The organism is Candidatus Pelagibacter sp. (genome assembly GCF_052049675.1).
Taxonomy (GTDB): Bacteria; Pseudomonadota; Alphaproteobacteria; order Pelagibacterales; family Pelagibacteraceae; genus Pelagibacter.
Genome location: NZ_JBNGZM010000001.1, coordinates 699,604 through 723,168, shown reverse-complemented (window position 1 = coordinate 723,168; position 23,565 = coordinate 699,604). Strand labels below are relative to the sequence as shown.

The 23,565-nt window shown below is 30.7% G+C and carries 23 protein-coding genes; 13 read left to right on the top strand and 10 right to left on the bottom strand.

The genetic code is table 11. From position 1 onward, the window contains the following. Positions 1 to 89: 89 nt before the first annotated feature. Genes ACTT9L_RS03980 through ACTT9L_RS03965 form a run of 4 tightly spaced genes read right to left on the bottom strand, consistent with a single transcriptional unit; the run spans position 90 to position 3,537 of the window. On the bottom strand, positions 90 to 1,058 hold the full coding sequence (locus ACTT9L_RS03980; RefSeq protein ID WP_440928042.1) for a 2OG-Fe(II) oxygenase family protein: 969 nt from the start codon (positions 1,056 to 1,058) through the stop codon (positions 90 to 92). After that, complete coding sequence (locus tag ACTT9L_RS03975; protein ID WP_440928041.1) at positions 1,055 to 2,008, bottom strand: DMT family transporter; 954 nt, start codon at positions 2,006 to 2,008, stop codon at positions 1,055 to 1,057. The genes ACTT9L_RS03980 and ACTT9L_RS03975 overlap by 4 nt, the downstream gene beginning before the upstream one ends. Before the next feature lie 40 nt (positions 2,009 to 2,048). Further along, a complete protein-coding gene (locus ACTT9L_RS03970) occupies positions 2,049 to 2,510 on the bottom strand; it encodes a thioesterase family protein (RefSeq protein ID WP_440928040.1) in 462 nt (153 codons plus the stop codon). A gap of 1 nt (position 2,511) precedes the next feature. Further along, positions 2,512 to 3,537 carry a quaternary amine ABC transporter ATP-binding protein gene (locus ACTT9L_RS03965; protein WP_440928039.1) on the bottom strand — a complete coding sequence of 342 codons (1,026 nt, stop codon included), beginning with the start codon at positions 3,535 to 3,537 and terminating at the stop codon, positions 2,512 to 2,514. 125 nt (positions 3,538 to 3,662) lie between these two features. Between ACTT9L_RS03965 and ACTT9L_RS03960 the strand changes: the two genes are divergently transcribed. Together ACTT9L_RS03960 and ACTT9L_RS03955 are read left to right on the top strand one after the other, a co-directional pair. Further along, positions 3,663 to 4,394, top strand: a complete 732-nt coding sequence (locus tag ACTT9L_RS03960) for a class II aldolase/adducin family protein (RefSeq protein WP_440928038.1) — start codon at positions 3,663 to 3,665, stop codon at positions 4,392 to 4,394. Further along, positions 4,394 to 5,545 carry a TauD/TfdA family dioxygenase gene (locus ACTT9L_RS03955; protein ID WP_440928037.1) on the top strand — a complete coding sequence of 384 codons (1,152 nt, stop codon included), beginning with the start codon at positions 4,394 to 4,396 and terminating at the stop codon, positions 5,543 to 5,545. Before ACTT9L_RS03960 ends, ACTT9L_RS03955 begins: the two co-directional genes overlap by 1 nt. Here ACTT9L_RS03955 and ACTT9L_RS03950 read toward each other — a convergent pair. Genes ACTT9L_RS03950 through ACTT9L_RS03940 form a run of 3 tightly spaced genes read right to left on the bottom strand, consistent with a single transcriptional unit; the run spans position 5,529 to position 8,790 of the window. Continuing rightward, positions 5,529 to 6,959, bottom strand: coding sequence for an aldehyde dehydrogenase family protein (locus ACTT9L_RS03950; protein WP_440928036.1), 1,431 nt, complete (start codon positions 6,957 to 6,959; stop codon positions 5,529 to 5,531). The two genes, ACTT9L_RS03955 and ACTT9L_RS03950, sit on opposite strands and share 17 nt — an antisense overlap. Positions 6,960 to 6,979: 20 nt before the next feature. Next, the gene (locus ACTT9L_RS03945) at positions 6,980 to 7,954 is read right to left on the bottom strand and encodes an NAD(P)-dependent oxidoreductase (protein ID WP_440928657.1); all 975 of its coding nucleotides are present in this window, start codon (positions 7,952 to 7,954) and stop codon (positions 6,980 to 6,982) included. After that, positions 7,918 to 8,790: a DMT family transporter gene (locus ACTT9L_RS03940; RefSeq protein WP_440928035.1), complete on the bottom strand. Its 873-nt coding sequence runs from the start codon at positions 8,788 to 8,790 to the stop codon at positions 7,918 to 7,920. The genes ACTT9L_RS03945 and ACTT9L_RS03940 overlap by 37 nt, the downstream gene beginning before the upstream one ends. Positions 8,791 to 8,848: 58 nt before the next feature. Between ACTT9L_RS03940 and ACTT9L_RS03935 the strand changes: the two genes are divergently transcribed. The 7 genes from ACTT9L_RS03935 to ACTT9L_RS03905 all read left to right on the top strand — a co-directional run bounded on the left by ACTT9L_RS03935 (position 8,849) and on the right by ACTT9L_RS03905 (position 17,590). Continuing rightward, the gene (locus ACTT9L_RS03935) at positions 8,849 to 9,595 is read left to right on the top strand and encodes a maleate cis-trans isomerase family protein (RefSeq protein WP_440928034.1); all 747 of its coding nucleotides are present in this window, start codon (positions 8,849 to 8,851) and stop codon (positions 9,593 to 9,595) included. Further along, positions 9,595 to 10,764 (top strand): M24 family metallopeptidase, encoded by a 1,170-nt coding sequence (locus ACTT9L_RS03930; protein ID WP_440928033.1) that lies wholly within the window; start codon positions 9,595 to 9,597, stop codon positions 10,762 to 10,764. The genes ACTT9L_RS03935 and ACTT9L_RS03930 overlap by 1 nt, the downstream gene beginning before the upstream one ends. Before the next feature lie 45 nt (positions 10,765 to 10,809). Further along, the gene (locus ACTT9L_RS03925) at positions 10,810 to 11,895 is read left to right on the top strand and encodes an ABC transporter ATP-binding protein (protein WP_440928032.1); all 1,086 of its coding nucleotides are present in this window, start codon (positions 10,810 to 10,812) and stop codon (positions 11,893 to 11,895) included. A gap of 128 nt (positions 11,896 to 12,023) precedes the next feature. Next, the gene (locus ACTT9L_RS03920; protein WP_440928031.1) at positions 12,024 to 13,139 is read left to right on the top strand and encodes an extracellular solute-binding protein; all 1,116 of its coding nucleotides are present in this window, start codon (positions 12,024 to 12,026) and stop codon (positions 13,137 to 13,139) included. Positions 13,140 to 13,208: 69 nt separating this feature from the next. Continuing rightward, entirely contained in the window at positions 13,209 to 14,474 is a 1,266-nt protein-coding gene (locus tag ACTT9L_RS03915; RefSeq protein ID WP_440928030.1) for an ABC transporter permease, read from the top strand. A 2-nt stretch (positions 14,475 to 14,476) separates the two neighbouring features. After that, positions 14,477 to 15,331, top strand: a complete 855-nt coding sequence (locus ACTT9L_RS03910; RefSeq protein ID WP_440928029.1) for an ABC transporter permease — start codon at positions 14,477 to 14,479, stop codon at positions 15,329 to 15,331. A 36-nt stretch (positions 15,332 to 15,367) separates the two neighbouring features. Continuing rightward, entirely contained in the window at positions 15,368 to 17,590 is a 2,223-nt protein-coding gene (locus tag ACTT9L_RS03905) for a 3-hydroxyacyl-CoA dehydrogenase NAD-binding domain-containing protein (protein ID WP_440928028.1), read from the top strand. Here the strand turns inward: ACTT9L_RS03905 and ACTT9L_RS03900 are convergent. Together ACTT9L_RS03900 and ACTT9L_RS03895 are read right to left on the bottom strand one after the other, a co-directional pair. Next, positions 17,583 to 18,233 carry a peptidylprolyl isomerase gene (locus ACTT9L_RS03900; RefSeq protein WP_440928027.1) on the bottom strand — a complete coding sequence of 217 codons (651 nt, stop codon included), beginning with the start codon at positions 18,231 to 18,233 and terminating at the stop codon, positions 17,583 to 17,585. The two genes, ACTT9L_RS03905 and ACTT9L_RS03900, sit on opposite strands and share 8 nt — an antisense overlap. Continuing rightward, complete coding sequence (locus ACTT9L_RS03895; RefSeq protein ID WP_440928026.1) at positions 18,230 to 18,958, bottom strand: putative zinc-binding metallopeptidase; 729 nt, start codon at positions 18,956 to 18,958, stop codon at positions 18,230 to 18,232. Before ACTT9L_RS03895 ends, ACTT9L_RS03900 begins: the two co-directional genes overlap by 4 nt. Positions 18,959 to 19,011: 53 nt before the next feature. Between ACTT9L_RS03895 and speB the strand changes: the two genes are divergently transcribed. Both speB and ACTT9L_RS03885 read left to right on the top strand, forming a co-directional pair. Further along, complete coding sequence (gene speB / locus ACTT9L_RS03890) at positions 19,012 to 19,971, top strand: agmatinase (protein ID WP_440928025.1); 960 nt, start codon at positions 19,012 to 19,014, stop codon at positions 19,969 to 19,971. Between the two features lie 20 nt (positions 19,972 to 19,991). After that, the gene (locus ACTT9L_RS03885; RefSeq protein WP_440928024.1) at positions 19,992 to 21,425 is read left to right on the top strand and encodes an aldehyde dehydrogenase family protein; all 1,434 of its coding nucleotides are present in this window, start codon (positions 19,992 to 19,994) and stop codon (positions 21,423 to 21,425) included. Here ACTT9L_RS03885 and argE read toward each other — a convergent pair. Continuing rightward, positions 21,422 to 22,600, bottom strand: coding sequence for an acetylornithine deacetylase (gene argE, locus ACTT9L_RS03880; protein ID WP_440928023.1), 1,179 nt, complete (start codon positions 22,598 to 22,600; stop codon positions 21,422 to 21,424). The genes ACTT9L_RS03885 and argE overlap by 4 nt on opposite strands. Before the next feature lie 27 nt (positions 22,601 to 22,627). Here argE and ACTT9L_RS03875 point away from each other — a divergent pair, with 27 nt between their 5' ends. Together ACTT9L_RS03875 and ACTT9L_RS03870 are read left to right on the top strand one after the other, a co-directional pair. Continuing rightward, positions 22,628 to 22,969 (top strand): tRNA-binding protein, encoded by a 342-nt coding sequence (locus ACTT9L_RS03875; protein WP_440928656.1) that lies wholly within the window; start codon positions 22,628 to 22,630, stop codon positions 22,967 to 22,969. A gap of 2 nt (positions 22,970 to 22,971) precedes the next feature. Beyond that, positions 22,972 to 23,565 carry a LysE family translocator gene (locus ACTT9L_RS03870; protein WP_440928022.1) on the top strand — a complete coding sequence of 198 codons (594 nt, stop codon included), beginning with the start codon at positions 22,972 to 22,974 and terminating at the stop codon, positions 23,563 to 23,565.

Sequence of the window (23,565 nt, the reverse complement as noted above, 5' to 3'; positions counted from 1 at the left end):
ATTAATTTAAAGACGACCGATCCCACTTTCGTAAATTTTTGAATTTAACGACGAGTTATGTATCGCTTTATATATAAACCTTATAATTACTAACGTTGATATTCAATAAATTTTTTTAAAGATTTGTTAAGAAATTTCTCATAAATTAGACCATTATTTTTGAATTTGCTTCCATTTAAAAATGATTGGTTCATTTTGAAATCATATGAAGGTTCGAAGAAAAAAGGAACAGAGAGCCTCTTACTTTTATTCCACAAAACCCTATGATTGGTTGCTTTAAATTTACCTTTACTTAAATATTCTAAAGCTCTTCCCGTGTTTACTACTAAAGCATTTTTATTAAATGGTACATCATACCATTTTTTATTTTTTCTATTTTGTACTTGTAATCCACCTTTTCTATCTTGGTATAGAACTGTAAATATTCCACTATCAACATGAGTTTCACATCCAAGCGCTACTCCATCTTGTTTTGATATTTCTACTGGTTTAGTTTGATTTGGGTAATAATTAAATCTTAATGTACTTAATGTTTTTAATCTTGAAAAAGCTGCACTAGAAATATCAGGATTTTTTTTATTAAGTTTTATCAGACTTTTAAACAATATTTCACTCAATCTATAAATGTTATCAAAATATTTGTTTAAAGTATTAATTGAGTTTTTATTAAAACATACGCCCAGATTAATAAACTCTATGTATTGATTTTTGAGATTTGAAGAATATTTTTTAGTTACTTTTAAATCACCTATATCCAGACCTTCTTTTCCATTAACATCATTAGGAAAATATCCTCTGTAAAAATTTTTATTTTTTTTATTCCATTTTTTAGGTGCTAATCTTCTTTTCGTGCTGTCTGGTAAATTAAAAAATTTATTAGCCACTCCACATGTTTTTTTTATTTCTTTCTGGTTAATTCCATGTCCGGTAATTTGAAAAAATCCTACATTGACACAAGCTTTTTCAATTTCTTTAATTGTTTTAAATGCATTTTGAGTTTCAAAATTATTTTTTATTAAAGATGAAATATTAATTGTTGGTATAAAGTTCTTGCTCATCTTCTAACTGGTGTTTCTGTTGCAATAAATTGATCTCTAACTCTCTCTCTCATATAAATATAAATTCCAGCTGCTATAATACACGCAACACCAATAAATGTTCTGGTCGTTGGCACCTCATTAAATAAAAAGTAGCCAGGTATCATAGACATAATTATTAATGAGTACTCAAACAAAGAAACAACAGATGGTGATGCAACTATATACGCTGAAAAAATACAAACAAAAGCTATTGATGCTGCAAAACCAAAAAATAAAATAAATTTCCATGTATATTCAATATTTGAAAACCATTCTCTAAAGATGAATTGTATTGTTGGATCAAAGTTTGGATTATTTAGCTGACCACTTCCCATAAAAAAATACAAAATTAGACACAGCAATATTGCAATTAGATAAAAGTAATAAAGTTGGGTGTTAACGTCATCCTTATCAGATGTATATTTAGTGATTGTCATAGAGGCAGCATAACAAAATGCACAAAAAACTGGTAAAAGACTCCGATATTCAAAGTCTGAAAAATTTGGATTTAAGACAATAAAAACTCCAACAAAACCAAAAATAATTGCTGACCACCTTCTAATACCAATAGTTTCTTTTAAAAATAACTTTGCAAATATTGATACGAAAAAAGGGGAGGAAAAAAATAGAGCATTTGCTGTTGCTAAAGGCATAAAAGTTAATGAAATAAAAAAAGCAGAAAAAGCAATAAAATGTAAGATTACTCTTAGTATTGTTAAAAAAGGATAGTAAGTTTTAAGAGAAACTCTTTGTTTTCTAAATTTTATGTAACCAAACAGCAAAATTGCTGCAACAAAATATCTTCCAAAAAATATTTCATATAAAGCTGCTTTTTCAAAAATAAATTTAATTAAAGCATCCTGCATTGCAAAAAACGTCATTGCAGTAATTATTAGAAGTATACCTTTTGAATTATTATTAGCGCTCATTATGCACCTATATCAAAAAAAAATTGTATAGAATATTTAATTATTTCTTTAATTTAGAAGAGAATATAAGACCTTCGTTTGAAAATTTTGATTTATTTTCTTCAATAAAATCTTTCATTAATTTTACTTTGTCTTCTTCAAATTCAGTGACTTTTCTTTTGCTTAAATCAATATATAGTGATATCCATTCCATAGAAGCTGAAAGTTTGTTAGTTTTTTGAGAAATCATATCCATTTTTAAATGTAATCTTTTTTTATCATAATCAAAATAAGTCAAATTAACATTTACCATTTCTCCCTCTTTTACCTCATTTAAATATTTGGTGTTAGTTTCAACAACCATTGTACTTCTATTTAAATCTTTTGCTGCCGTTCCTCCCATTTTAAATTTTTCGAGAGCAACTTCCCATGCTTGATCAAAAACAAGCACATAATAAGCCATGTTCATATGATTGTTATAATCAACCCATTCTTTTTTGACTTCAAAAGTTTTTAATAACACTTTATGATCTTGTTAAAGAAGATTGTAGTTCTTGGTTTGAAATGTATCCCTTCACATTTCCACTTTTATCAACCACTTCACAATTTGAATCAGAACAGACAATTTTTGGTAAAAAATCTTCAATAAATTCCTCTTCATTTACTTTTATTAAGTTTGATTTATCTATATCATTTGCTTGATCAGCAGTTTTCATAATAATTTTTGCCTTGATAACTTTTGCTCTGTTCACATCTTTCACAAAAGCTTTTACATAATCGTCAGCAGGGTTCATAATGATTTCCTCAGGAGTTCCTACTTGAACCAATTTACCAGAATTTAATATTCCAATATGGTCTCCCAATCTTAATGATTCATCCAAATCGTGAGTAATAAATACAATTGTTTTTTTTAATTCTGCTTGAAGATCAATCAATTGTTTTTGCATATCACTTCTTATTAATGGGTCTAGAGCACTAAATGCTTCATCCATTAACATTATGTCTGTATCTGTCGCTAATGCTCGTGCTAAACCCACACGTTGTTGCATTCCTCCTGATAATTGAGCTGGGTATTGATTTTCAAAACCAGTTAGACCAACAGCATCAATTTTTTCCATTGAGATTTTATTTCTTTCATCTTCAGTTTTTCCTTGCATTTCTAGTCCATAACCAACATTTTGAATAACTGTCTTATGTGGGAATAATCCAAATCTTTGAAATACCATACTCATTTTATGTCTTCTAAATTCAATAAGTTTATCTTTATCAAGTGACATTACATTCGTGCCCTCAACTAAAATTTCACCATCAGTTGGATCGATTAGTCTATTTAAGTGTCTTATGAGTGTTGATTTCCCTGATCCTGATAAACCCATGCAGACAAATGTTTCTCCTTCTTCAATATTAAGTGAAACATTATCTAATCCAACAGTATGGCCAGTTTGCTCTAAAATTTCATCTTTTGTTGCACCATCTTTTACCATTGGCAATACAGAAGTAGGGTTGTTCCCAAAAATTTTATATACGTTGTTGATCTCAATTTTTGACATGATGTAATGTTCTAACAGTTACAATCACAATATGTAAAACAAATATTATACAACTTATAATTGTTTTAAGAAATAAAGGTTGTATTTATTTGCTTTTAATTATTTTTTAAATAAGAATTTTGTATATGGCGCAAACAGATAAAGATGTGCGACTAGAGTTGTCTGCTCTCTATAGAATTTTATATATGTACGGTATGACAGATCTTGCAAATCAATGTGCAGGGGCAAGATCTGCTGAAGATAAGAATTGTTCTTTCGTTCATCCATATGGAATGTTTTATGAGGAAATTACTGCTTCATCCTTAGTTAAAATTGATCAAAACGGAAAAAAATTAGATTCAGACGGACCTTGGTTAAACGATGGATGTATTAATCTTGCTCAATGGATTTTTAATAAAAGAAATGATGTAAACTTTTATGTTCACGGACATGCCAACGATGTGATGGCAGTTGGTGGCACTAAAGAGGGTTTAATGTATCTCTCACAGGCTGCAGTTTATTTAAATCATCTTGTTGGATATATTGATTATGAATTTGTTGAGGACAAAGAATTTGGAAGCAAATTTGAAAACCTAATTAGCAAACACGACATTTTGATTACTAGAAATCATGGATATTACACAGTAGGAAAAACTGCAGCAGAAGCATTTTTTAGAGCTTATTATCTGGAGCAAGCATGTTCAGTTCAGGTAAAAAATCTTGCTATGGGTTTAAATAAACATGAAATAGATAAACAAAAAGCTGCATATTTCTGGGAAAACATGAGTGACTCTGATGATTATAATTATGATGGAAAAACAGAGTGGGCTGCTTTATTAAGAAAACTAGAGAGAGAACATTCAAATTATAAAAATTAATGGAACAAAATTTTACAATCAAAAATATAACTAAAAATTCTACAAATTTAGAAGTTGACTGGAGCGATGGAAAAAAAAGTAAATTTAATTATTTATGGCTAAGAGACAATTGTCCAACTGCACACGATAAAGACTCACGTCATAGAATGTTTAATATTTTAAAAGTATCAAACAATATTAATCCAAAAAAATTTGCAGTAAACAACGAAGGTAAGCTTGAAATTGAATGGAGTGAAGGAGACCACGTAAGTTATTATGATCAAAATTGGTTAAGAGAAAACTGCTATACAATAAAAAATAATTTAGAATATAAATCACCATATCAACTTTGGGACAATTCTTTACAAAATGACCTAAAGTCAATCGAGATTGATCATGATGAAATTATGAGTTCGGATGAAGGACTTATCAGATGGTTAGAGCTTTTACATCATACTGGAATTGCTATAGTAAAAAACGCTCCAACTGAAAATAATTCTGGCTTTAAAATTTTAAACAGAATTAGCCATACCAGAGAAACTTTTTTTAAAACACCATTTGAAGTAATTAATATTCCTAAACCAAATAATTCTGCTTACACAGCGCATGCTTTAAGAAATCATATGGATTTACCATGGTTTGAAACACCACCTGGATATCAATTTCTTCATTGTTTAATAAATTCTGCAACTGGAGGAGACTCATCCGCCGTAGATGGCTTTGCAGTTGCGGATTATTTGAGAAAAAATGAGAAAGAAATATTTGATACATTAGTAAACGTTCATTTAAAATTTAGAGATATGGATTATACACAAGAGTCTGTAAGAAGTTATTACGCACCCGCGATATCTCTTACAAAAGATAACGATTACAATGATATTCGGTTCAGTGTAGCAACTATGGATGCTTTAGACTGTCATCCTGATTTGATGGATAAAGTTTACAAAGCTCATCATCGATTTGGAAATTTGCTTCATGACGATCAATTCCAGATTAAATTTAGATTAGGACCAGGTGATATTTTTTCTTTTAACAATAGACGATTATTACACGGTAGAACTGAATATGATCCAAACTCAGGACATAGACATTTACAAGGTTATTACATGGATCGAGATGAAATTATTGGAAGACTAAGATATTTAAAAAATTCGGTTAACTCCAACCAGTAACATTCTTTACTTCAAGATATTCCTCAAGGCCCCAAACACCTCCTTCTCTCCCATTACCTGATTGTCTGTAACCACCAAATGGAGTTCCAGCATCAGCTCCATTTCCATTAATGTAAACACAGCCTGATCTTAATTTTTTAGCAATACGATGTGCTTTTTCTCTATCTTCAGTTTGCAAATAATTTCCAAGACCATAAGAAGTATCGTTTACAATATTGACCGCCTCATCTTCAGTTTCAAAGGGAATTATAGATAATACAGGTCCAAAAATTTCTTCTTTAGCAATTCTCATGTCATTAGTTACATCTGTAAATATAGTTGGTTTGATAAAGTATCCTTTGTTCAACCCGTTTGGTAGTTCAGGTCCACCTGCTGCAAGAGTTGCGCCTTCAGAAATTCCACTTTCAATAAGATTTATAATTTTATCATATTGAATTTTAGAAATTACTGGTCCTATATGATTTCCTTTTTTTGAAGCTTGATCTACTTTAATTTTGTTTGCTTCATCTACTGCTTCTTTAACAGCTCTTTCATAAATTGATTTCTCAACAAGCATTCTTGTTGGTGCGTCACAAGATTGACCGGAATTGCTCATTACATTTCGAATGCCATCTCTTACTGCATCTTTATAACTGTCAGCAAAAACAATGTTTCCACCTTTACCACCTAATTCAAGACAAACTCTTTTAATTGTTTCTGCAGCGTTTTTTGAAATTAATCTTCCAGCTCGTGTTGAACCTGTGAAAGAAACCATATCAATATCAGGGTGGCTTGAAATGTCAGTTCCTACTCCTTCACCATTGCCATTTACCAAATTAAATACTCCTTTTGGAAAACCTACTTCATCAATCATTTCTGCAAATAACATTCCAGAAATAGGAGCTATCTCTGATGGTTTTAAAATCATTGTACATCCAGTTGCGAATGCTGGAACAACCTTCAAAGCAATTTGATTAATTGGCCAATTCCATGGTGTGATTAATCCACAAACTCCAATTGGCTCATAATAGATATGATTATTTGATTTATTATCAAAGTGTTCATCAAACTTAAAATTTTTTAATCTTAAAATAAAATCATCTAAATGATCTTTTCCTGAAGATGCTTGAACATCTGTCGCCCAATCCATTGGCGCACCCATTTCTAGAGAAATAGCCTCAGCCATTTCATTAAATCTTTTTTTATAAACTGATGACAATTTTTCTAGTAAACTGAGCCTTTCTTCCTTGCTTGTTTCTTTCCAAGTTTCAAAGGCATTTTTTGCTGATTTAACAGCTAAATCTGTGTCTTCTTTTGAACCTAAAGAAACAATAGCAAAAGTGTCCTCATTACATGGATTAATGACTTCAAAATCATTTTTTTTAATTGGATCAACCCACTGACCATTTATGTAAAATTTTCTTTTATCTAACATTTTTTACCTTAACACATTAATTAAATTTCATATCCTTTTTCCTCAGGTTCATTGTCAACTAACTCATCAGGAAAACCATTTGCTCTAAAATTAATATTATTTAAATCCTCCATCCTTTTCACAATCATTGATGACCAAGCTCTGGAACCATATTTTTTTTGACCATCTTTAAAAATTTCAACTATTTGTGGAGAAATTTCTAAAGGAACCTTCATTTTTTTTGCAAGATTATCAAATAGGCTTGTATCTTTTAATACTAAATCCATTGTAAAATTTATATTGTAAGATCCATTTAATATAACCTGACTTTCAGTTTCATGCACAAATGAATTACCGGATGAAATAGCAATCCCTTTATAAGTTTTTAATAGATCCAAATTAGATTTCTTTGCTACAGTCCAAGCCTCACCTAATGCAACTAAATGAACAGATGCTAGGTAATTTGTAATTACTTTTAATACACTTGCTGTACCAAGCTCACCAGTGTGCAATATTTTTCTTCCCATAACAGTTAATGCAGGTAAAATTTTTTCAAATGTTTTTCTTTCTCCACCAACGAATATAGCAATATTACCTGTTGTTGCTCTATGACATCCACCACTCACAGGCCCATCCAAAGGGATAGCTTTTTTTTCTATAACTTTTTTCCCAAGTCTTTTAACTTCATTTTCATCTGTGGTACTCATTTCTAGCCAAATTTTATTTTCTGATAAACCATTTAGAATTCCATCTTCACTTTCCATAACTTCTGCAGAAACCTTAGGAGAAGGAAGAGAGGTAATGATTAAATCGGATTGTTCAGCTAATTCTTTTGGGGACTTTGCAACTTTAGCACCTAAGTCTTTCAATGAATTTGTTAAACTTTCATCTAAATCTCTTACTGTAAGATCAAAGTTATTTCTTAATAAACTTCCCGCAAGTTTTCCTCCAACATTACCCAAACCGATAAATCCAATTTTCATTTTATTTCCTCTTCTTTTTTGTTTTTTGTAAATACAATTAAAATCACACCAACTATGATTATTGCACCACCTATAAATAATTCTGGAGTTGGTTTTTCACCTAAAAGAAATATAGCGGCTAATAAACCTGTTGGGGGTATACCCATGGTTACAATAGGTAGTACTTTATAAAGTGGGTTATTTTTTAAAACATAATAAAAACAACCGTATGTAATTGGTTGCATGATGAAACCAATATAAATAGCAATAATCCAATGATCGAATTTTGCATTTGTAAAATAATTAATTGTATTTCCATCAATTATTGAAGATAGCATTACTAATATTGGTCCAGAGAATAATGCTAACCAAGCAACTAATGCTAAAGGATTTATTTCTTTACTTAATGGTTTAACCATAACTTGTCCAAGAGCCCACACAGCAGATCCTAATATTGTAAGACCAATCCCAATAAATTTTCCATCTAGGTTAGGAGATCCGGTTAAAATATAAACACCAACAAAAGCGATGGTTATACCAATCAAAGCTCTGATAGTTGGTTTTTCTTTAAGCATGAAGTAAGCAAAAATAACTCCAAACGGAACTTCCGTTTGAACCAAAAGAACTGCTGCAGATGCATCAATTAAATCTAAACCAGTATATGTAATACTATATTGCAACGTATTAGCGACTAATGATGCAGCAAAAATTCTTTTTAGATATCCTTTTGGAATTGGAAACCACCAAATTAATAATGAAGCAGCAAATGTAAATCTGATACCCATTAAAAGAACAGGAGGAAAAGATTCAAATGCTGGTTTAGCTATTACAAAACCAAAGCCTAAAAAAATAGGTACCAAGGATGCTACGAAAGTATCTTTTATATTCATACCTACTTTTTATATTAATGATTATTAAATAACTTCTGATATATTCACCTTTTAAAATATGAATTCAACAAAAATAGATCCCAAATATATTACCAAATCAAATCCAAGAATTGGACTTATTGCGCTTGCAAGCGATTTTATGATTGAAAGAGATTTTATCAATGTAATTAAAGATAGAGAAGTCGATTTCTTTGTAAATCGTATCGAATGCTATAACCCACTAACAAAAGAAAATTTGATCAAAATGTCAAACAAAGTAACTGAGGTAACAAAAGATATATTGCCTGATCAGGATATCGATTGTGTTGTTTATGGCTGTACATCTGGAACAATAGCTGCAGGCTACGAGTCTATTGAAAAAAAAGTAAAAGCTGCAAAACCTATGGCAGAAGTGACAACTCCAAGTACTGCTGCAATCAAAGCTTTAAAGAAATTAAATGTAAATAAAATATGTCTATTTACACCTTATAGCAAAAAACTTAACGATGAAGTTTTGGAATATTTTAAAACCGAAGGATTTGAAGTTACTTCAAATTCTTATTTTGATATTGAGGCTGATTATGATATCGGAAAAGTTGATCAGAATTATTTATATAATGTTCTATCTGAAATAGATTTAAATGGGGCAGAGGCACTCTTTGTTTCTTGTACAGCTTTACCAGTATTGCCAATAATTGATAGGTTAGAGAAAAAATTGAATACTACAGTTTTATCTAGTAATCAGGCTTTGATTTGGGATACGCTTGTTAAAATAAATAAAAATAATTCTGTCGATGGATTTGGTAAATTATTTAAAGAAAATTAATGCTTTTCACAAAAGAAGAATATAAGCAAAGATTAAATAAAGTTAAAAAAATGATGCAAGAAAAAGGCATCGAACTTTTAATCTCACATGACACTAATAATATGAATTACCTAACAGGTTATGATGCTTGGTCTTTTTATTATGCACAATGTGCAATTGTTCATATAGATGCAGACGAGCCTTTATGTTTTGTTAGGGCTCAAGATGCAGGTGGTGCATACATTACAACTTATTTAAAGGATGAGAATATTATAGTTTATGACGAAAATTATATTCATACATGGCCAAAACATCCGTATGACAATTTAGTAGAAATTATAAAAGAAATGAAATGGGATAATTTATGTATTGGCTTAGAAATGGATGCACATTACTTCACTGCATTTTGTTATGAAAAAATAAAGCAGGGATTACCTAACGCAAAAATTAAAGATAGTGATCGTCTAGTTAATTGGGCAAGGTTAGTAAAATCAGGTGCTGAAATAGATTTCATGAAATCTGCTGCAAAAATTTCTGAAAAAGGAATGAAAACTGCCATGGAAGTTATTAAACCAGGTGTCAGACAGTGTGATGCAGTTGGTGAAATTCAAAAAACTTTATTTTATGGAACAGAGGAATATGGAGGTGAATATTCCAGTATTGCAACTTTACTTCCAACAGGGAAAGGTACTTCAGCCTCACATTTAACAGCAACACAAGATAAATTTGTGGAAGGTGAGGCTACAATTATTGAGTTATCTGGGGTTTATAAGAGATATCATGCTCCGATGGCGAGAACAGTTTTGTTAGGAAAGCCTAATCAATTAAAGATTGATACGATGAATAAAACAATAGAGGCTTTAAATGCAGGCATAAGTCAAATTAAACCTGGGAATACAGCAGATGATGTTGCCCAAGCTTTTTGGAAAATATTAGATAAATATGGAATAGAAAAAAAATCTAGAACAGGTTATTCGATAGGAATTGGTTATCCTCCTGATTGGGGCGAACACACTCTTAATATTTATAAGGGAGATATGACAGTACTTGAGCCTAATGTTTGTTTTCATATGATAGCGGTGATGCAGTTTGGTGATTGGGGTGTTGAAGCATCAGAGGCAATAAGAGTTACAGAGAATGGATCAGAATTGTTCTGTAATTTTCCAAAAGAGCTTCATATTAAGAGTTAATTAGCTATTGAAATCTATTAACACAAATGTTTTATATTCATTTTTATGTCTAAAAATCCAGAGTTTGTAAAATTCGACAAAGTAGATAAAAGTTACGACGGTAAAGTTCTTGTCGTTAAAGATCTTCAATTAGATATTGCAGAAGGTGAGTTCATAACAATGCTTGGTCCCTCTGGTTCAGGCAAAACAACTTGTTTGATGATGTTAGCTGGCTTTGAAACACCAACTCACGGTGAAATACTATTAGATGGAAATATAATTTCTAACATTCCTCCGCATAAGAGAGGCATTGGTATGGTTTTTCAAAATTATGCATTATTTCCACATATGACAGTTTATGAAAACTTGGCTTTTCCATTGAGAGTAAGAAAAGTTGAAAAAGATGAAATAGATAAAAAAGTTGATAAAGCTTTATCGATGGTTTCACTTAATGGTTTTGAAACCAGAATGCCAGCTCAGCTATCAGGTGGGCAACAACAAAGGGTAGCTGTTGCGAGAGCCTTAGTATTTGATCCAGCAGTTGTTTTAATGGATGAACCTCTAGGAGCGTTAGATAAAAATCTAAGAGAAAGTATGCAATATGAAATTAAACACATTCATGAAAGCATAGGTGTTACAGTAGTGTACGTAACTCATGATCAAAGTGAAGCGCTAACTATGTCAAACCGAATTGCTGTATTTAATGATGGAAAAGTTCAACAACTTTCAAATCCGGCTGAGCTTTATGAAAAACCTGTAAATTCTTTTGTTGCAGAATTTATTGGTGAAAATAATACTTTTAATGGAGAAATAATAGATATTGATAAAGATAAATGTAAAGTTAAATTAGCTAATTCGGAAATATTAGCTAATCCTATATCAGTAAAGTCTAAAGGTGAAAAAACTACTGTTTCATTGAGACCTGAAAGAGCATTGATAAATCCAAGTGAGAAAATGGATAATATGTTTACTGGTAAGATTGAAGAAGTAATTTATCACGGAGATCATACAAGGGTTCGATTGAATCTTTTAGGTAGCTCTGAATTTATTCTTAAGGTCCCTAACAGTACATCCAATTTAGAATTAAAAGTTAGTCAAGATATAAATATTGGATGGAATAGTATTGATGCTAGAGCACTAGACCCAAAATAATCTCAATTAAAATATATATATTTTATACATGTATCTAACGACAAAATCAGCTGTTGACTTAATCATCCCTATTTGTTGTAATTTTACTTATATAAATTAATTTATATTAACGTTTAAACGGAGGAATAATGAGAAAAATAAGTAAATTATTACTTGCTCTTTCTTTTGTTGTGTCTCTTACATCTTCAGCCTTTGCTGTTACTGTAGCATCATGGGGTGGAGCTTATACAGAGTCTCAAAAGCTTGGGTATGGTGATCCTACTGCTAAAAAACTTGGAATAGAAATCAATTGGGTTGACTATTCTGGTGGTTTATCAGAGATCAAAGCACAAAAAGAAGCAGGTGCTATAACTTGGGATATTATAGATGTATTTGCATTCGACACTATTAACGGATGTGACGAAGGTATATTTGTTAAATTTGATTTTGACAAAGATTTCCCAGCAGCACCAGATGGAACTAAGGCAAGTGAAGATTTCTTCGCACCAATGCCGAGTGAATGTGCTGTAGGTAACATTTTATATTCTTGGAACTATGCTTATAATAAAAATAATATTAAAGGCACTCCAAAAACTATTAAAGATTTCTTTAATACTAAAAAGTTCCCTGGAAAAAGAGCTATCTATAACAGCGCTTTAACTAACTTAGAAATCGCTTTAGCTGCGGATGGTGTTAAGCTAGGTGATGGCGGAACTAGAGTTTACAGAAAACTTCTAGAAGATGGTGGAATCGACAGAGCGATGAATAAAATCAAAGCATTATGTACAGATCCAAATGGTGGATGTGTATTCTGGTCAGCAGGTGCTCAACCACCAGAACTTTTAATGAGTGGTGAAGTTGTTATGGCAACTGGATGGAATGGAAGATTCTTTAATGCAATAGTTGGTGAAGGTGCACCACTTGTACAAGTATGGGATGGTCAAGGTCTTGATTATGAATACTTTGCACTAGTTAAAGGTGGACCAAACGAAGCTGATGCTAAAAAAGCTCTTGCAATGATGACTAACACAGAAATGTTAGCTGGAAGTGCTAAGTATATTGCTTATGCACCATACAGAAAATCATCTCTTGATATAATTACTGCTGGTGAGCCTTGGTACAAAGATGGCAAAACTGAAATGATGCCACAAATGCCAACAGCTCCTGCAAACACTAAGAATTATTTCTTAGTAGACCCTTTCTTCTGGGCTGATAACAATACTGAAATCAGTGAGAAGTGGGAAGCAATGAAAGCAGGACTATAATTTCAGTTTTAAACACTGAATTTATATAATATATTTAGGGCGGTTATTTTTAACCGCCCTATTTTTTTTATGAGCTCTGAAACAAAACAAATATTAACAACTGACGGAATACCTTTAGAGGTTAGTTTAAAAAAAGCAGAAAAGAAGAATAAAATAAAAGCATTTCTTCTTGTAGCTCCATTACTATTATTTCTTGTTATCACTTATATATTTCCAATTGGCGATATGTTTATGAGGAGTGTTGATGACAGAATGGTGACTAATATGCTTCCAAAAACTTTCAAAGCAATGGAAAAATGGTTAAACCTTGAGGAATTACCACCCGAAGAAGTATATAGAGGATTTTATGAAGACTATAAAGTACTTGTTGAGAAGCAAGAGCATGGAAAATTAGGACAAAGGTTAAATAAAGAAAAAAATGGTTTTAATACAATTACTAAAAGACTTTTTAGACAAATAAAAAGAAATAAAATTGATGAAAGTATTAGTATAAAAGAACAAATTAACAAAATTCATAAGAGATGGAGAAATGTGGAGTTTTGGTTAGCAATTAAAAGAACTGCCCCTCCTTATACGATGGGAAAGTATTTGAAGGGTATGGATATGTATGTTGCTTCAGATGGTAGTATAGCTCAAGTAGAAGAAGACAGAAGAATTCACAGAATTTTATGGCTTAGAACATTAGAAATAGCATTTTTTGTTACTCTTTTTAGCTTTTTTATGGGCTATCCAATAGCTCATTTACTGGCAACACTTCCCATGAAGTACAGCAATTTATTGATGATTTGTGTATTGCTCCCATTCTGGACATCTTTGCTGGTCAGAACTGCAAGTTGGATGATTTTGTTGCAGCAGCAAGGAGTAGTAAATGATTTTTTTGTAATGATTGGTTTAGTTGGAGACGATAACCGGCCAGAGATGATGTACAATAAAGTTGGAACTTACGTTGCAATGACACAAATATTATTACCTTTTATGGTTCTACCTTTATACAGTGTCATGAAAACAATATCACCAAGTTTAATGAGAGCAGGAAAATCCCTTGGTGGAACACCTTTCGTTGCTTTTTGGAAAGTTTACTTTCCTCTAACAATTCCAGGAATAGGAGCTGGATGTTTACTAGTTTTTATTTTAGCGATAGGATACTACATAACCCCAGCTTTAGTTGGTGGAGCATCAGGAACTTTAATAAGTAATCAAATTGCATTTCATATGAAGACAACTCTTGATTGGAGTTTTGCATCAGCAATGGGATTAATGCTTTTGACAGGTGTTTTAGTTATTTATTGGATTTATAATAAATTGGTTGGAGTTGATAACATTAAATTAGGATAATTATGGCATTACCAAGTTATACAGAAACTAGATATAGAATTTGGCATTATATTTATCTTACAATTTGCACCTTTGTTTTTTTCTTTTTGATTGCACCTCTATTTGTAATTTTTCCTTTGTCGTTTAATGCGGAAGAATTTTTAGTTTTTTCTGAAGGAATGAAAAATTTTGATCCAGATGCATTTTCTCTAAGATGGTATAAAGATATGATTTATGGAACAAAAAATCCCTGGGGTTTAGCTGCAAAAAATAGTTTTATTATAGCAATATTTGCAACTATTGGATCAATTATTTTAGGAACACTTGCTGCTTTAGGATTAAGTAGCAGACACATGCCTTATAAAGGACTAATAATGGCAACTTTAATATCACCTATGATTGTTCCTTTAATTATTTCAGGAGTTGCAATTTTCTTTTTTATGGCAAAAGCTGGTTTAGCAGCAACGCATACAGGAATAGTATTAGCTCATATAATACTTGGAACACCATTTGTAGTAATAACAGTAACAGCTACGCTTTCTGGTTTTGATCACAGTGTTACTAGAGCCGCTGCAAGTTTAGGCAGTAACCCAGTTAATACATTTATGAAGATAACACTTCCTTTAATATTACCTGGAGTTATATCTGGCGGGCTGTTTGCATTCGTAACATCCTTTGACGAAGTTGTAGTCGTTTTATTTTTAGCAGGATTAGAAAATACAACTATTCCAATACAGATGTGGACTGGTTTGAGAGAACAACTAAGTCCAACAATTCTTGCAGTTGCAACTTGTTTAATTCTTTTATCTACTTTGATATTAATTAGTGCAGAGTTATTAAGAAGAAGATCTGAAAGATTAAGAGGAATAAATAGATAATTTACCAGAATAAATTATTCATATATAGAGTTCTTTATGGAAATTAAAAAAGTTGTAGTCATTGGATCTGGCACAATGGGAAGTGGTATAGCAGCACATTTATGTAATGCTGGTGTTCCAGTGACTCTTTTAGATTTAACTACTGAAATCAGCGAAAAAGCTAGAGAAAGAATACATAAATCGAGACCACCATTATTAATAGATAAAAGCAAAATCAATAATATTAAAGTAGGAAATATTAAAGAAAATTTTGATGTTGTGAAGGATGCAGATTGGGTTGTAGAGGCAGTAGTAGAAAGAATTGATATTAAACACAATATTTACGAAAAAATATTTAAGAGCAGAAAAAAAGATGCAATCGTTTCATCAAATACATCATCAATTCCAATTAAAGTTTTATCAGAAAAACTGACAGACGAAGAAAAAAAAGATTTTTGTATAACCCATTTTTTTAATCCAGTTAGATATATGGGGTTATTAGAAATTGTTAAAAATGAAAATAACGATTTAAATAAAATTAATTCTTTAAAGAAATTTTGTGAAGTTGAGCTTGGGAAGGGAGCTATAATCTGCAATGATACTCCTGGTTTTTTAGGTAATAGAATTGGTGTTTACGCTATGCAGGTTGCGATGACAGAAGCATTCAAAATGAAACTTTCAATTGAGGAAGCCGATGCAGTATTCGGCAGACCAATGGGAATTCCAAAAACAGGAGTGTTTGGTTTATATGATCTTATAGGAATTGATTTGATGGCTGATGTATTAAAAAGCTTTATCAAAGAACTTTCTGATAAAGATGAATTTCAAATTGTTGCAAAAGAAATTCCATTAGTTAAAAAGTTAATTGAGACAGGCTATACGGGACGTAAAGGAAAAGGTGGCTTTTATAGAATGAACAAAAGTGGAGATCAAAAAATTTTAGAAGCAATTGATTTAGAAACTGGAGATTATTCAGCAACTAAAAAAATAGATTTAGGAATAGAGACTGTTGATATTAATAATTTAATTAATCGAAAAGATAAGTTTGGTGAGTACGCTTGGATTGTGATTTCAAAAATAATTAAATATGCCTCTTCACTAGTTCCAGGAATTACCGATAAATTTAATGATATTGACGAGGCCATGAGACTTGGTTTTAATTGGGCAATGGGTCCTTTTGAAATGTTGAGTTCTATAGGTGTTAAGAATTTTTTCAAAAGAATTGACAACTTTGAAAATAATAAATTTTTAGAAAATTTATCAAAAATAAAAGATGAAAATTTTTATGGTGAAAGACAACTTTATACAGATATTCAAACTTTAGGAAAAGTAAGACCTTCAGCAATTAAACTTGATAAAAATAATTCTGCTGAAATTCATAGATTTAAAGATTTTAATATTGTTGAATTTACAACAAAAGCTTGTGCATTAGATTATGATTCAATGGATGCGCTGAAAAATGCAACTGATAAACCTTTAATTGTAATTAATGAAAGTATGCAATTTTCGGCAGGCGTGAATTTAAGTTATACTATGAATTTTGCAGACAAAAGTGATTTTAAATCGATAGAAAAATTTATAAAATATTTCCAAGATACTTGTAAAACCTTAAAATATTCAAAATATCCAGTTGTATCTGCTCCATCTGGACTTACTCTTGGAGGAGGATTTGAAGTTTTAGTTCAAAGTAATTTTGTTGCCTCACATACAAATTTAGTTGTTGGATTAGTTGAAACTATTGTTGGATTAGTTCCAGCAGGAGGAGGATGCAAAGAAATGTTATGGAGATGGTCACAAACAGAGGAAGCAAAATTAGATCCAGATTATGCACCACTAAAAGTTTTTGATATTATTGGTTACGCTAAAACAGCTACATCGCCAATTGAGGCTGAGCCATTAAAGTATTTAAGATCAGAGGATAAAAAAATAATGAACAGAAACAGCCTTTTTGAGGAGGCAAAAAAGTTAATTGATCAAAATACTGACTTTGTTCCTCCAGAAGTGTGTAAGTTCAAACTTTCTGGAAAACCATTGAAAGACAAAATGATCAAGGTTTTAGAGAAATTATATAACGAAAAAGTAATCTTTGATCATGGCATGTATGTTGGAACTGAGCTTGCAAATGTTTTAAGTGGTGGAGACACATCTATTGAAAAAGTGTTATCAGAAGATGATTTATTTAAATTAGAGCTAGATTCTTTTATGAGATTAATTGAAACAAAACAAACTCAAGACAGAATTAAGCACACATTGTTAACTGGCAAACCTTTAGTCAATTAGAATTTAACAACCTAAATGTTTTAATATAATCAGGCCTTAAAACATAAACTGCTTTATTCCCTGTTTTAATTTTAGTTAAAATATCTAAACCGTAAACCACCTTACCTATTGGAGTATACTCCCCTTGATATATTGGAATTTCTTTCAATGTAATAAAGAATTCACTATCCTCTGTATCAAATTCTGTTGTTCTAGCAAAAGCTACACTTCCCTCTATAAATTTAAAATCATTATTCAGTTCAGATTTTAATAATCCTAATCCAGACTTACCGCTACCAATTTTGGAGTAATCTAAATTATTAATATTTCCATACTCAATATCTCCAGCTTGTACAAAAGTGTTTTCTAAAACTTTATAAAAAGCAGAACCATCATACATTTTTTTCTCTATTAAAATTTTAAATCTCTCTACTGTTCTAGGAGAAATATTTGGATAAAGTTCAATTATTACATTTCCACACTCAAGATTCATTACTACAATATTATTTGGTTCATTAAAATTTAGATTACTTAAATTATTTTTTTCAACAAATAGACATTTATTTTTTAATAAAAAAAAAGATGTAAAAGCAAATATTGAGAGACAAATCAAAAATATAAATAAAATTTTTTCTGATTTTGAAGCTTTAATAGTTTTGATCATAAAATATTTTTATCTATTTTAGATAAGTTTAATTTTATAAAATTCACTTTATTACTCAGAATTTTGTCAGTATTAATTTTATCTTCAATCGTTTCTTTATCAGTCATTAAAAATGAAAAAATTTCTGCCATATCTTCAGATGGGATAGATTTAGAATATTCTGTTAAAAAGCCATCGGTTTTTTCATATAGATCTAAATTCAATCTATTAGAGCAAGTTGAACATTCAGCATAATTAAATGAAGTTTGATTAAAAGAAGAAAATTTTTCCTCATCAAAATATTTAATATGAGTATTTTGAACCATATGAAAAATTTCATGGTGTATCATTCTCTCAAAATATTTTTTATTAAAATTAATATCTAAAATTAAGGTTCTATTTTTATTATCAGGTATTCCCCCAGTATTAATTTTAGAGATGAATAAATTTTCACAAAATATGACATATTTTAATTTTATCTTATTAAGGAAATTAGAATTATATCGATTAAGATTTTTTTCAATTAAAGGGAATTTTGTTTTTAAATTATTTTTATTTGCTTCTTCACAAGTAATGTTCTTATTTACACCAATTTTAAAATTACCTTTAGCACTCAAATAACGAATGCCATTATCATTTTTTAATTTATAAATTTCCAAGTTTGGAATTTTTATTAAATTATAAATTTCATCAGCGTTTACATAGGAAATTTGAAATATAAAAACAAATAAAATCAAAATTTTCATTAAATTATTATAGACGAATTAGACGAGATAATATTATCTTAGATTATTAAAAAATGAAAAAAGAAAGAAATAAAAATCCAATTCAGCCAGTTAGCGGAACTAAAGTTCCAAGATTTGCTGGTCCAAGCACTTTTGCAAGACTTCCTGAGCTTAGAGATGTTGAAAGCTGTGATGTTGCAATTGTTGGTATTCCTTTTGATGCAGGAACAAGTTATAGACCGGGGGCGAGATTTGGTCCTCAAAGCATTAGGCAAGCTTCAAGACATTTAAGAACGAATTATCATCCAAGTTATGATGTAGAACCTTTTAAAATTCAGCAAGTTGCTGATGCTGGTGATATTGCTTGCAACCCATTTAGTATTGATGAAGCAATTAAACAAATAGAAGTAGGCGCAACAGATTTATTAAATAAGGTTGGAGGAATTATAAGTTTAGGTGGAGACCATACTATTGCTGTACCATTGTTAAGAGCAATCAATAAAAAAAATAAGGGTCCTGTATCTTTAGTTCATTTTGATGCCCACTTAGATACTTGGGACACATATTTTGGTGCACCTTATACTCACGGAACTCCATTCAGAAGAGCTAGAGAAGAAGGATTATTTTTAGATGATGCATCTATGCATGTTGGAATTCGAGGACCACTTTATAGTAGAGATGATATTAAAAATGATGAAAGTTTTGGATTTAAAATAATTCATTGTGATGAGTTTCAAACAGAAGGAACTGATAAAATAGCAGAAAGAATTAGAAAAAGAGTGGGAGACAATCCACTTTATCTATCTATAGATATTGATGTTTTAGACCCTGCATTTGCTCCAGGTACTGGTACACCAGAAATTGCAGGGATGACTACAAGAGAGATGGTAAATGTTTTAAGAGGTTTGTCTGGATTAAATTTAGTTTCAGCAGACGTCGTTGAGGTATCTCCAGCATATGATCATGCAGAAGTAACTTCTTTAGCAGCAGCAACTATTGTTTATGAATTAACTAATTTATTTGCAAAAACATAAAGAAAGGATAACGTCAAAACATGTTAGACAAAAAAAATTTTTACATTAATGGAGTGTGGGTTAAGCCAAATAGTTCCGAGGAAATTAAAGTAATTGATCCTGCTACAGAAGAAAATTGTGCAGTAATTACTTTAGGGAACAAAGCTGATGTTGATATTGCTGTTAATGCAGCTAAAAATGCCTATGAATTTTGGGCCTTTTCTTCCAAAGAAGAAAGAATTGGATTATTAGAAAAACTTTATGATAATTATAAGAAAAGATGGGCAGATATTGCAGAAGCTATAACTCTTGAGATGGGTGCTCCAAAAGATTTTGCAACAAAATTACAAGCAGGTACAGGAGCAAGTCATATCAAATCATTTATTAGATATTTAAAAAATTTTGAATTTGAAAAACCGTTAGGAGATCATGCTCCTAACCAAAGATTAATTTATGAACCGAAAGGTGTTTGTGCATTAATAACACCATGGAATTGGCCTATGAACCAAGTTTGTTTAAAAGTAATGCCAGCAATAGCCGCAGGTTGCACAATGGTTTTAAAGCCATCAGAATTAGCACCACTCTCATCAATGATACTCGCTGAAATTATTGATGAAGTAAAATTTCCAAAAGGTGTGTTCAATTTAGTTAATGGTGATGGAGCAACAACAGGCGATGCTCTCACAAGTCATCCAGATATTAATATGATATCTTTTACTGGATCAACAAGAGCAGGAGCTTTGATTTCAAAAAATGCTGCTAAAGATTTTAAAAGAGTAAGCTTAGAATTAGGAGGCAAGGGTGCAAATATAATTTTTAAAGATGCTGATTCAGAAGCTATTGAAAGAGGTGCTTTTAGATGTTTCAGAAATTCTGGACAATCTTGTAATGCACCGACAAGAATGTTAGTTGAAAAATCAATGTATGAAGAAGCTATTGAGAGATTAAAAAAATATACCAAAAGTTTTGAGGTGGGTGATCCTAAAAAAGAAGGAGAACATATAGGTCCAGTTATTTCAGAAACTCAATACAATAAAATACAAACTTTAATCCAAAAAGGAATAGATGAAGGTGCAAAATTAGTAGCTGGAGGAACAGGTAAACCTGATGGATTAGACAAAGGTTACTTTGTTAAACCAACTGTTTTTGTAGATGTAAATAATGATATGGAAGTTGCAAGAACAGAGATATTTGGACCTGTTTTATCTGTTATTCCTTTTGAAACAGAAGAAGATGCAATTAAAATTGCAAATGATACTACTTATGGACTAACAAACTATATCCAAACCCAAGATTCTCAAAAAGTTCAAAGAGTTGCAAGAAAATTAAGATCTGGAATGGTTGATGTTAATGGAGCTGGTATTGCAGTTGATGCACCTTTCGGTGGTTTTAAACATTCTGGAATAGGTCGAGAAGCAGGTGAACACGGTTTAGAAGAGTTTTTAGAAGTAAAAGCCGTAGGTGGTTGGAGTTAATTTACTGATTTATCTTTCACACCTTCTAAAAACTTAAGGCACTTTTTCATTTCATTTAATTCTATGAACTCGTCAATTTTGTGAGCTTGTTCTATCGATCCTGGTCCACAAACAACAGTACTGATTCCTAGTTCTTGAAATAAACCAGCTTCTGTTCCAAAAGAAACTACTTCTCTAGAATTATCACCAGTTATGTTTGATACAAATTCACATGCTTCAGACTCATCTAATCTGTCAAAACCAACAACTTCACCTATCACTTCTTTTTTGATATAAGAGTCTGAAAATACTTTTTTCATTTCTGGTAGAAGTACTTCATTTGCATATTTATCAATTTCTTTCGTAACAAATTCTCCATCTTCTTTAACAACTGGTCTTGTTTCCCATTCAACACTACATTTATCTACAATGACATTATGAGCAATACCACCTTTAATTCCACCAATTGATAAAGTTGAATGTGGAGGATCAAAAATACTATCTTTTTGAACTCTTTTTTTTAATTCTTCTCTAATTTCTAAAAGTTTTCCAACATATCTAGTAGCATATTCAGCTGCATTTACTCCTAAATGTGGTTTAGAACTATGTCCTGCAAGTCCTCCAAAGTGAACTGTGTATTCATTCATCCCTTTGTGAGCATCAATAATTTTCATTCTAGTTGGTTCACCAATTATACAAATTCCATTTTTGATTTCTCTTTTTTTCAATTCCTCTATTAACAAAGGGGCTCCAATACATGCAGTTTCTTCATCAAATGTGTAACAGAAATGCAAGTCTCTATCTAAATTACTTTCTTTGAAGATAGGTGCATAAGCAAGTGTACATGCAATAAAACCTTTCATATCACATGAGCCTCTTCCATATAATTTATCATTTTTAATAGTTGCAACGAATGGATCAGTACTCCAACCTTTAGATATTGGAACCACATCAGTATGACCAGATAATATAATTGGTTTTTTTGTGCTTTGATTTTTTGCTTTTAGAGTTCCAAAAAGATTTACTCTTCTTTCATCATCATCATAAACTTTGAAAGTATCTATTCCAATGTTATTTAAAATTTTTTCACAATAATCAATCAAATTGCTGTTATCTTGACCTGAGATAGTTTTAAATGCGATTAAGTCAGTTAAAATCTTGATTGATTTTTCATATAAATTGTTATCTATACTCATAAACTTTAAACACTATATTATATTATGATTAAAGAGCAAATTACCTATAATGATTTTGATAAAGTAGATATTAGAATTGGTACTGTAATTTCTGTTAAAAAAAATGAAAAAGCTAGAAAACCTTCATTAGTTATTGAAGTTGATTTTGGAAGTGAACTTGGTATTAAGCAATCTTCAGCTCAAATTACTCACTATTATAATGAGGAGAATTTAAAAGGAAAACAAGTTATTGCTGTTTGTAATTTTCCTGAAAAAAATATTGCTGGAATAGTTTCTCAAGTATTGGTTTTAGGAGCAATTGATGCTAATGGTAAGGTTACACTTGTTCATCCTTCTCAAAAAGCAGAAAATGGATTACCAATCGCTTAGAAATGCATCCTGAAATTCTTTCTATAACTTTATTTGGAATTGTTGCAGCATTTACTCCTGGACCAAATAATTTTGTTGCTTTCTATTCTGGTTTCAATTTTGGTATTCTAAGAACACTACCACATATAACTGGTGTAACTTTAGGATTTCCATTTTTGTTATTATGTTTATCTCTAGGTCTGATAAATATTTTTAAGCTCTATCCATTAATTCAAGATATATTAAAATATTTAGGAACTCTATTTTTAATTTATTTAGCATATAAAATTTCTTTTTCAGGATCTTCTGATCAGGGAAATAAAAATAAAAATCCAATTAAGTTTCATGAAACTTTTATTTTTCAATTTTTAAATCCCAAAGGGGTTATTGCATCAATTATTCTTGTTTCAACTTATATTAATCCAGGCGAAACCTTTGTAAGTTATACGACTCAAATTATAATTATGGCCTTAATTGTTTCAGTGACTAGCATAACTCTGTGGACTTTTTTAGGTAAATTTTTCAGGAAATTTGCGACAAATCAGAAATTTATTAATTACTTTAATTATGCTATGTCACTGCTTCTTTTAACAAGCATAATAACTTTTTATTTATAA